General features: G+C 68.9%; 9 protein-coding genes and 1 pseudogene. 1 reads left to right on the top strand and 9 read right to left on the bottom strand.

Annotated elements, in window-relative coordinates:
• Window positions 1-743: 743 nt before the first annotated feature.
• Both I8N68_RS34445 and I8N68_RS31885 read right to left on the bottom strand, forming a co-directional pair.
• On the bottom strand, window positions 744-926 hold the full coding sequence (locus I8N68_RS34445; protein ID WP_372433925.1) for a macro domain-containing protein: 183 nt from the start codon (window positions 924-926) through the stop codon (window positions 744-746).
• A gap of 183 nt (window positions 927-1,109) precedes the next feature.
• Window positions 1,110-1,727: a hypothetical protein gene (locus I8N68_RS31885; protein WP_200216823.1), complete on the bottom strand. Its 618-nt coding sequence runs from the start codon at window positions 1,725-1,727 to the stop codon at window positions 1,110-1,112.
• 319 nt (window positions 1,728-2,046) lie between these two features.
• On the opposite strand from I8N68_RS31885, the gene I8N68_RS31890 reads away from it, so the two are divergent.
• The gene (locus I8N68_RS31890; protein WP_200216824.1) at window positions 2,047-3,288 is read left to right on the top strand and encodes an MFS transporter; all 1,242 of its coding nucleotides are present in this window, start codon (window positions 2,047-2,049) and stop codon (window positions 3,286-3,288) included.
• Window positions 3,289-3,465: 177 nt separating this feature from the next.
• On the opposite strand, the gene I8N68_RS31895 is transcribed toward I8N68_RS31890, so the two are convergent.
• The 7 genes and pseudogenes from I8N68_RS31895 to I8N68_RS31925 all read right to left on the bottom strand — a co-directional run bounded on the left by I8N68_RS31895 (window position 3,466) and on the right by I8N68_RS31925 (window position 9,805).
• Window positions 3,466-4,494, bottom strand: a complete 1,029-nt coding sequence (locus tag I8N68_RS31895) for a hypothetical protein (RefSeq protein ID WP_200216825.1) — start codon at window positions 4,492-4,494, stop codon at window positions 3,466-3,468.
• Window positions 4,491-4,988 carry a SigE family RNA polymerase sigma factor gene (locus I8N68_RS31900; protein ID WP_200216826.1) on the bottom strand — a complete coding sequence of 166 codons (498 nt, stop codon included), beginning with the start codon at window positions 4,986-4,988 and terminating at the stop codon, window positions 4,491-4,493. The genes I8N68_RS31895 and I8N68_RS31900 overlap by 4 nt, the downstream gene beginning before the upstream one ends.
• A gap of 253 nt (window positions 4,989-5,241) precedes the next feature.
• The gene (locus tag I8N68_RS31905) at window positions 5,242-7,401 is read right to left on the bottom strand and encodes an amylo-alpha-1,6-glucosidase (protein ID WP_307813055.1); all 2,160 of its coding nucleotides are present in this window, start codon (window positions 7,399-7,401) and stop codon (window positions 5,242-5,244) included.
• Window positions 7,402-7,630: 229 nt separating this feature from the next.
• Entirely contained in the window at window positions 7,631-7,831 is a 201-nt protein-coding gene (locus I8N68_RS31910; RefSeq protein WP_200216827.1) for a hypothetical protein, read from the bottom strand.
• Between the two features lie 167 nt (window positions 7,832-7,998).
• Entirely contained in the window at window positions 7,999-8,703 is a 705-nt protein-coding gene (locus I8N68_RS31915) for a DUF4396 domain-containing protein (protein WP_200216828.1), read from the bottom strand.
• A gap of 44 nt (window positions 8,704-8,747) precedes the next feature.
• Window positions 8,748-9,384: pseudogene (locus I8N68_RS31920) on the bottom strand (D-alanyl-D-alanine carboxypeptidase family protein); the annotation flags it as partial.
• Window positions 9,385-9,439: 55 nt separating this feature from the next.
• Window positions 9,440-9,805, bottom strand: coding sequence for a hypothetical protein (locus I8N68_RS31925; RefSeq protein WP_200216829.1), 366 nt, complete (start codon window positions 9,803-9,805; stop codon window positions 9,440-9,442).
• Window positions 9,806-10,136: the final 331 nt, after the last annotated feature.

The raw sequence follows: 10,136 nt of genomic DNA on the forward strand, positions 1-10,136 counted from the left end.
ACACGTCCGGACGGCAACCGGGGCCAGCTCGGCGTGACGTTGAGTAGCGCGCGGATCGCGGCATTTGCGGATGTCTTCGTTGCATGAAGCGGTCAGTTGTTGGGTAGTTCTCGACCCTGACACCGCCGGAGAAGATCCGGTGCTGCGGGGCCGTCAAGGTGCGGCATGACCTGCCGTAGGGCGCGGGAGTGCTGTCCTATTCGCTTGCTGATCGTGTGGTGGGACCCGGCGCCCTCGGGGACTGCCTGCAGAGCGCCCAGGTCGCACGCCACATAGAGGCACCCCAGCGATGCCCACGCCTCCCGCCCGTGGCTATCACCCCCACCGCTCACCGTGGTGGTGAACCCCGCCTCGTTCTTCCACGCCCAGAGCTCAACGTCGATATGAAGGCCTGGACGGTGGTAGGCCAGGCCGCTATCAGTTCGCTCGGGCCCCAGGAAGCCCCATTCATCGACCAGGAACGCGAACGCGGCCGGCCCCTCCTCCCAAATCGCCTCGACAGGAGAGACACGACGACCCACAAGGCCAGTGTGCCGGCTCGAGCTGCGCGACGCACCTCACGACCGGTCTGCGCGACCTAACCGGCGCGGCCCTGGGCACATACGCGAACGCCCGCGGCGCCGGGGCAAGGACGGGCGAGCGTAGCCGCCCGCAACGCGGCGAAGTAGTGCGTTCTCGCGGACGCGCCCCGAAGGCCGCCAACCGCACAAGCGTCACGTTGCAGGGCGTCGCCCTGATCGTGGTCACCGCGGATGTGGGCGGCGTTGCGGCGCCGGGAATCCGTCTACGCCCGTGGAGATGGCGGGGAACGCGACGCTGCGGGCCCGCAGTTGGTCGGCCACCTCGCCATCCTCGCCCACCACAGCCCACAGGGGCGCCGCCGGACGGTGGCGCCCCCGTTCCACATCTGCAGGAGGAGACACCATGGGACTGCCCTACCCTGGCGTGCCCGTCGGCACCACCGACTGGGACCTCAGCGTCGGCGACCCCGACCTCGGCAAGTCACGCCTGCTGTCGCGGCAGTGCGACACCTGCGTGTTCGCCCCTGGCAACAGAATGCACCTCACCCCGGGTCGGCTTCGCAGTTTGGTCGCCGACCGCTACGACACTCAGGCGCTGCAACTCATCACCCGGCTATTCGGCTTCGTCGAGGTCGACCCGCCCCAGCAGGCCGCCCCATCCGAAACCGACAGCCCTAAATAACCCCCGGATTGGCGGGCTACTCGACCGCGCGGCGCTGGCGCTCGGGGACATGTCGCCGCACCGGGAGTGCGGGAACCATTCATGGGTTCGATCGGCTGTAGGGGGCTGGCGAGGATGAGGCCGAGCTTGAGCGGTGGAGTTGTTCGCCGACCAGGCCGCGTGAACTGCTGGCTGCAGAGGCGCGCGGGCGAGACGAGAATGGCGGAGGTGCGGCACGGTAAGACTTCGATCAGCGACGGATGAGCCAGCACGAACTCGTACCCGAGCGGGGCACGCCAGAACGGCAGCACCTCGGGACAGACCAGCGCGTCGATGATGACCTGGACGTTCTGCAGGCACGAGAGGCCGGCGGGCGGGCCCAGCTCGCGCGCCACCGCCGCGATCCGCCGGGCCAGCTCGACGTCGCGCACGGTCAACCCGTGGAACGCGGGCGGGATCGTGATCAGCCGGACGTCACCCCCGCGTGCCGCACGTCGACGCTGGGTGGTGGCGTCGAGGCCGGCCAGTTCGGCGATCGCCTGCACGAACTGGGCCCCGGCCGCGAACGAACCGGTGCGGACATCGGCCCATCACCCCCCTCGCCCAGCGCCCGCCAGTCCCCGACACCGTCGGCCTCATGGAACCGCGGGGGTGATCCCCTCGGTGCGCCCGTCGCACCTCAACCCGCTCCTCTCGCTCCCGGCGCCGCACCGACGTCGACGAAGCAGTGTCGTCGACGGTTCCGACATTTCCGGGCGGCACCTGCATCGCCTCGTCCCGCCGCGAGGCGCTCGGTCTAACGTGGCCACCGCACTGTCACCGGTCGGTGGAAGGATGCGGTGGCGACGGGAAGGGGGGCGGACGATGGCACCGGAGGTCTCGCCGCGCCGGGCCGGCGGCGCGCTCGTCGTGCTCTCGCTCACCGCGTTCGCCTTCATCACCACCGAGCTGCTGCCGATCGGTCTGCTCACCCTCATCGCGCCCGATTTGGACCAGACCCGCTCGCAGGTGGGCCTGTTGGTCAGCGGGTACGCCGTCGTGGTCGTGCTGGCATCCGTGCCCCTGACCCGGCTGACCCACCGGATCCCCCGCCGTCGGCTGCTCGGCGTCACCCTGGTCCTGTTCGCGGCCGCGAACGCCGCCGCCGCGCTGGCGTCGACGTACGCCGTGCTGGCCGGCGCCCGCCTGATCACCGCCCTCACCCAGGCCCTGTTCTGGTCCGTCGCCTCGGCGACCGTGACCGGCCCCTTCCCGGTCGCCATGCGCGGCCGGGTGGTGGCGCTGTTCTCGACCGGGGCGGCGCTCGCCCCGGTGCTCGGCGTCCCGCTCGGCACCTGGCTCGGGCAGCACGCCGGCTGGCGGGCGGCGTTCGCGGTCCTGGCCGGGTTCGGTCTGGCCCTCGCCGTCGCGGTGGTCGTCCTGATCCCGACCTACCCGCCGGCCGCCGGGGGCGCCGCCCGCGGCACCGCACCCGACGGGCGGCGCTTCGCGATGCTGCTGGCCGCGACCGCCCTCGGCGTCACCGGCTTCCTCACCCTGCAGACCTACGTCACGCCGTTCCTGCTCGATGTCAGCGGCTTCACCGCCGCCGCGCTGGCGCCGCTGCTGTTCGTCTCCGGCGCCGCCGGCGTCGCCGGCACGATCACGGTGGGCCGCACCCTCGACGCCCGCCCGATCGCCTCGCTGCTGGCGCCGCTGAGCGTTGGCACCGCCGCCCTGCTCGGCCTGTACGCGCTCGGCACGCTCGAACCCGCCACGGCCGTCCTGCTCGCCGGCGTCGGCCTCGCCTACGCATCGTTCGCCACCGCGGTGCAGAGCCGGATGCTGCAACTCGCCCCCGGCAGCACCGACCTCGCGTCGGCCGGCATCAGCACCGCCTTCAACGTCGGCATCGCCGCCGGGTCGCTGCTCGGCAGCGCCCTGCTGCCCGGCCCCGGGCCACGGCTGCTCGCGCTGGTCGGCGCGCTGCTGACACTGACCGCGCTGGTGGTCCTCGCCGTGGACGCACGACGGCGCGCCGCCCGGACCGTACCGGTGGCCACGGTGCCGGCGGCACCCGACCGGCCAGGCCGTGCAGGGGACGGCACGGCCGCCACCGCGCGGTGAGCCACCCCGCCTCGGTGTCCTGCCGGCGTGCTGAGCGACCCACGGGTCGACCGGCGAGCGAGTAGTCCGATTCGGATGGTCTCGTGGTGCCGGACAGGGCCGCCTCGGGCGTCCGCTGGCGATTCCAGCGCGACCTGGCCGCCAACCCTGGCAACGGCGCTACTCACCCTCGCCCACTCAGGCTGGTGAGAAGACGACCTGCCAGGCTCCGGTGATGTGCTCGGGCACGATCTCGATGGTCACTGAGTCGCCGGGGTTCAGGTCGAGGCCGAACTCGCGCTTCCACCCGCCGTTCTTGTCGCCGAACATGCCGACGGCGTTCATCTGGTAGTCCCACCACTCGCCGGTCGTGATCTCCACGCCGTTTAGGCGGACGTGGAGGAGCCCCGGCGTCTGGGCGAGCATGTCGACCGAGTCGGTCGTCTTCCAGGTCAGGGTCCGCTGGACCGGACGCGTCGGGTCGGCCGGATCCGATCGGACGATGACGGCGTCCGGGCAGAGCCTCTCGGTGCAGCCGGCCATGAGCACGTCGTGCAGCGGGGCGAGTGGTCCTGATGGCCGGGGCGGCAGCGGGTACTGGTCGAACGGGATCCGCACACCGATCGCGAGCCCGAACGTGCCGGTGTCCGGGATCGCCACCGGGACGTTGTCCGTCCCGTCGAACCGCTTCGCTCCGATGATCGTCATGACGAATGTGGCGGGTTTGCCGACCGCCACGTCGAGCCCGTCCCAGCTCAGCTGCCGGCTGGAACCGCCGCACCCGAGGCCGTAGAGGAAGTGGCCGTTGACGCTCACCTTCTCATCGGGCTCAACGTTGTCTCCGGTTCCGTCGCAGCGGGTGAAGATGACGAGATCGAGCGTGGTGGGCACGATGGTCAGCTCGATGCGGCGCTCCGGCAGCGCAGCGGACTTCGCAGCCACGACGCGCGCGCCTGTGGCGTACTCCGGGAACCCTTCGATGGTGCGTACCGGCGACGGGCTGTCCGCCGGGGTGGGGGTGACGTCCGTGCGGAGCCCGGGTACGACGGCGGCCGCGGCGATGCCGGCCAGGGCGGCCACCGCGCAGGTGGCCCAGGTCGCGATCCGGCGCCGCCGCCGCGCGACCACCTTGGCGCGTACCCCGTGCAGCCGCACGTGGTGCATGACGTGCTCCGCCGAGCCGCCGGAACGCTCGTCGAGCACCTGCTTGAGATCGGTGAGATTCATCCCAGCATCCCTTCCGGCGTCAGCGTCTCGTCGAGGCGGAGCTTTGCCACTGCCCGGCTTGCCTGGCTCTTGACCGTGCCGACCGAACAGCCCAGGACCTCGGAGATCTCGATCTCGGAGAGATCCTCGAAGTAGCGCAACACGAGCACGGCGCGCTGTCGGCGGGGCAGGCGGCCCAATGCCCGCCAGAAGCGGTCCCGGTCATCGAGGCCGGCGTGCGGGTCAGCCTCGGCGGCCGCCTCGGGGAGGTCGGCCGTGGGTAGCTCACCCCACCACCTGCGCCCCGACGAGGAGGCGTACGCGTTGACGATGATCCGACGCACGTACGGCTCCGGGTCACCGTCAATGCGCCGCCACGCCTCCCACGCCCGCGCCAGCGCGGTCTGCAGCAGGTCCTCGGCCAACGCCCAATCGCGGGTGAGCAAAAACGCGGTACGCAACAGCCGCGGTGACCGGGTCACGACGAAGTCGTCGAAGCCCTCCGGTGTGATCACGTGCTCGCCCTTCTGCCCAGTCGTCAGGAGGTAGTACCGGCTGTGACCCGAAAAGGTTGCATGACCAACCACCGCTCGACCCAGCGGGGTGGAGCTGGGCGCCCAGCTGAGTGCTGCTGCGCCGCGCAGCGGGATCCCACGCTGCCCGACACGCATCTGGGCCTGGTCACACTGGCGCCGCCCGACGCCAACACCAAGCCCGCACCAGCCACTGCCGCCAACGCGGCTATCCGCCACAGCTGCCGTTGCAGTACTAGTCGGCGGGCGAGACGGTGCACTCCGAACCCGCGGCTTCGACGTTCCACCGTCGCCCGAGCGCCGCCAGGTGGTGCAGGCGGATCCTTCCGAGTTCGTCGGGGAGGTGAGCGTCGGCAACGAGTTGGCCGTCCTGCGGTTCGAGGCCAAGCATCGTGCGCAGGAACAGCAGAGGCGCCCCGCTGGCCCAGGCCTGGGGGTTGCAGGCGGTCGGGTACGGCACGGGCTGACGGCCGAAGGACCGGTCGTAGCCGGAGAACGCCTCGGGCAGTCGGTATTCGGAGTGGCAGGCCGCTTCCAGCATCGCCATGGCGATCCGGTTGGCCTCGTCGCGGTGACCATAGCGGGCCAGCCCGGCAGCGATGATCGAGTTGTCGTGTGGCCAGACCGTGCCGACGTGATAGCCGATGGGGTTGTAGCCGACATCGGCGGTGGACAGGGTACGCACCCCCCACCCGGAGAACATCTCGGGAGACATCAGGTGTCGCGCGAGCTGCGCGGCGCGTTCCTCGGGGACGATCCCACTCCAGAGCAGATGACCCATGTTGGAGGTCATCGAGTCGATGGGCCGTTTGTCGCCGTCGAGGCCGACGGCGTAGTAGCCGCCCCGCTCGGGGATCCAGTAGTCCCGGTTGAACTGCTCGCGCAGGCGCGCGGCTTCGGCGCGTAGCCGATGGGCCATGGCCGGGTCCTGCCACGGTCCCTCGGCGAGTTCGGCGATGCGCAGTTTCGCGTCGTAGGTGTAGCCCTGCGTCTCACAGCTGGCGATCGGTAGGACGGGTATCCTCCCGTCGGCGTACTGCACACCGTCCGGGGAGTCCCGCCAGCACTGGTTGCCCAGGCCCTGCTTGGAGCGGGTGGCGTATTCAACGTATCCGTCGCCATCGCGGTCGCCGTAATGGTCGATCCACCGCAGCGCGGCCTCGGCGTTGCCGCGCAACCGGCGCACGAGGTCGACGTCCCCGGTCCACCGCCAGTACTCCGAGAGCAGGATGAGCCAGAGGCCCGTGGTGTCGGCGCCGCCGTAGTACGGACGGTAGGGCTTGAGTCCGAGCTGGGTCAGCTCACCCGAGCGGTATTCGTGGAAGATCTTGCCCGGTTCCTCGTCGGTGAAGTCGTCGAACCCTTTCGCCTGATGCGTGGCCAGCACGATCAGAGCGCCGCGGGCGACCTCAGAGCCGCAGCTCATGGTCTGGTAGGCGGTAATCACCGTGTCACGACCGAAGGTGGTCAGGAACCACGGCAGTCCCGCGGCAAGGAGGACGACCCGTTCGCCGGCGATGGTCTTCTCAATCCGCATGGACACCAGATCGATCGCCGACTTGTGGTAGACGTCGCGGAGCAGATCCACGTCCGTGTGCAGATGCGGCTTCTCCGCCGCCCACCGGGTCGACGGGTCGTGCGGCCCGTGATCGAACGCCTCCCCGAACCCGCGGACCGCCGGTCGGTAGTCTTCCTCGCCGCAGCGCAGCGGAACCTGCAACTCGCAGCTCCACTGCTGCCCCCGCTCGAGACGCACATCCCACACCAGGGCGTCGCCGTCCACCAGGTCGGCCGGCGGGTCGGCCTCGACGCGAACCGACGCCGCGTAGCTGCCGTTGCGGTACCCGAACCCAAGTGCCGAGCCGTCCGGCTCGTGCTGCCGGATGATGTCCGGGCCACGGTCGCGACCCGACTCCTTGATTTCGAACAGGTCGGCGAAATCCGTCCCCACCGCCAAGCGCAGGCGGATCGACACGGGCTCGACACCGAAATACCGCAGCTCGACGCGTTCGTAGAGTCCGTCACCGACGAAGCGCTGCCGTCGCACGCCCACCCGATTCGCCGGCAGGCTGGGCAGGTCGGAGTTGGCCAGGAAGAACGCCGCCGAGTAGGCGTCGACGGTTCCCGAGGAAAGCAACATCAGCGGCGCGTCGTCGAGCGTCAGTTCCCACTGGCTGAGGAACCGGGTGTCGTCATGCACCAGGCCGCCGATGGAGCCTCTCGGCACGTCCCCGCGGGCGTCGGAGAACATGAACGCGCGACCCTCCAGCACGCCGATCGCGTCCGCTCCCAACTCCGGCGGCAGGTCTCGGGAGGCGCCGCTGGACACCCCCGGCCGTGTCGCTGCGTACGGCATCGGGTCGGCGGGCGTCGGCCGCCGTGATGTCGCGGTCACCCAAACCTCCTCAAGTCGTCGACCGGGTTCGGTCAAGCCGAGCGTCACTCGCAGCGGAAGACGGCCGAGCCGCCGTCAGACTTCGTCATTCCGAGTCAGGGTTCCCGGCCACACACAAGTCATCCCGATGGCGCCCCGCTGCCGTTGGGATGGAAAGCCTTGGAGTTCCGACACATCCAGCCAAAAACGTCCGATCGGCGCGCTCCACCAAGCCGACGACGGGGAGGCGTCAGCCGGTGCGCAGGGAGCGGAACGGGAGACCGCAGGCTGAACGGGGCCCCTCGCACAGGCACCTGACAGACGCCGGTTTCTTCACCTCCGGCGAGGTGGCGGTGTTCTCGCAGGTGCGGATGCTGACGAACAGCTCGGCGGCGAAGCCGGCCGCCCCGAGCAGGGTCAACGCCGCGCCGAGCCGGTGGAACAACGGCATCCGCTATTGGTGATCATCCCGCGCGGTGCCGCCCTCGATGCCCTCGTTCCTACACTTCCCGAATGAACCTGGCCTTCAGCGGCCCCCATCCCCAATCCCCCGGACGACGGGGCGGGCAGCACTGCATGGACGAGTTTTCGGCAAGAGCAGCGTCGGCGTATCACCACCTACTGCGGCGTGCCCAGCAATTCCGTTTTGATGCCGCGGCGGATCAGCAACGAGGTTGGCGGCCAAGCGGCGAAGAAGCCGATGATCAGCCCGACCTGGATAATGAGCCAAAACACCGGACTACCAGGCCGCAGGGCCTCGTGGAAAACAAGAAAATGCATTAGCGCCAGCCAGCCTAATAGGGCGAGCTCGAAGACGGACACGGTCAGCAGGTCGCTCGTGAAAAATTTCCGCATTGCGGCCCACGCTCTTCGACAACCCGTGTGAGCCTCAGCAGAGTAGCGAAATGCAACGCCTATGACCACTGCACCTACATAGTCGCCAACGACTTCGGGCCACACTGTGCTGCCGAATATTTCGAGGCCAACGCCGTAGGTGAGAGGCGTAGCAATGATGACACCCAGAGTGCAGTGCGTGGCACAATGATAAGTTTGGACTATCGTAGGAGCATGTCGCGAGCTCCTGGGCGGGTTGCCGTGCCGGTCCAGCCACCGGGGAGACTGGGGTCTACCCCACTTTCTGTAGGCCAGGACCGCTGCTGGGCCAAGGTAGAGGGCGGTTGCCGGCCAGACTATCTCCATGACCTTGACCGGCTGACGATATCCAAAAATAAATTGGTCAACAACGACAACGGCGGTGCTGGCCAACCCCACAAAGAGCACAGCCCACGAAAGCATCACGAGCCACGTCGGTTGCACAACCATCTCCGTTCGCCTCCAGGGCACTCGATGCAATGTAGGTGGCGGCGGATGTGACGAACTCCGCCACCAGGTGAGGAAGGCGACCCAAGTCGAGATGCCGTCTCAAACATGAGAGCACATCGGGCGGTGAGGCATCCGGCATCGCCCACCTGCACAACATCGCGCCTTGCGGGCTGAACAATGAACCCGATGCCGCGGGCCAGTTGCCTGAAGCCCGTCTTCCCGCCCAGCATGCCGGAAACGCCGTCCAGCAGAGTGTTGTCGTTGACGATCTGGAAGCCCGGCTTTCCAGGCTGTGCCGGAACGTACGCCACGCGGGTTGCGATGTATCTCCGAAAGTCCTCGCGGGCGAAGCAGGCCCGGGCGATCAGCGCCAGGTCGCACGCGCTGGTGTACTGACCGGGGCCGTCCAGACCCGAGGGCGTCACCGCGTGGGTATGGTTCGCCCGCGGCCGACGTGCCTCCTGGTTCATCGCGTCGACTCCGCCCTGCCTGCCGTTCTTGCCGCCGCCGACGCGGGGCCAACACGTTGGCCGCGTCGTTTCCCGACCTCAGGAGGAGTCCCAGCCACAAGGTCTCGATCGAGTATCGGCCGCCCTCGACCACCCCCATCAACAAGCCCGGATCGAGATCGGCCAGATCCTCCCGTTTCACGTCGACGACCTGCGCCGAATCGAGGCGCGGGGCATCAGGGCTAACGATCTTTGGTCGATGGGTTCTTCACACTTGGGTCAAGTTTTCATGCGGCCAGGGGAAGACGGCCGCGGCGGGCGTATTCGTCGACGTGGCGTGTGATGGGGGCCAGTGCGGCTCGCATGTCTGGTGGGGCCTGGGGTTGGTCGGCGGCGGTGAGCGGAACGAGCAGCCGGTTGTAGATCTTGGTGTAGAAGACGGCGATGCGGATGCCGTCGTCGATGAGCATGTACCGGTTGGAGCGTGGGAGTCGGCGGATGAGTCCGTTGAGGCGTAGTCGGCGGAGGTCGTAGGTCATCTGGTTGGGTTGGTAGTCGCTGCCGAGCAGACCGGCGGTCAAGGCGCGAAGGCTCTTGTTGGTGAAGCCGGTTGCGGCGAGCAGCGTGTGGCATAGGGCGCCGGTCAGGGCCATGACCCGAGGATCGCCGAACCGTATCGCTGGGGTCCTGCCTCCCGCCGAGTCAACGGTGGGGTGCGCGATTCGCTCGAAGGCTGGACTCGCGAGGACGCAGCCCTGACCGACACGTTCAGCATCCAGGATCCGTCGGTTGCGGGCACGGACGGTTAGGACTACTCGTGGAGCGAATGACCAACTCCCCGACGCTCGGCGTCCGTGCCGAGTGGACCGGCCAACCCGGCTCCACCGCGACGGCCTGCGCATAGAGACCACCGGTCCGTGGCCGGGGTGCCGAAGGCACCCCGGCTGGAAACGCAGATGAGGTCACCCCGAAGGGTGACCTCAT

The sequence above is a fragment of the Micromonospora coerulea genome, assembly GCF_016598485.1.
GTDB lineage: Bacteria > Actinomycetota > Actinomycetes > Mycobacteriales > Micromonosporaceae > Micromonospora > Micromonospora coerulea.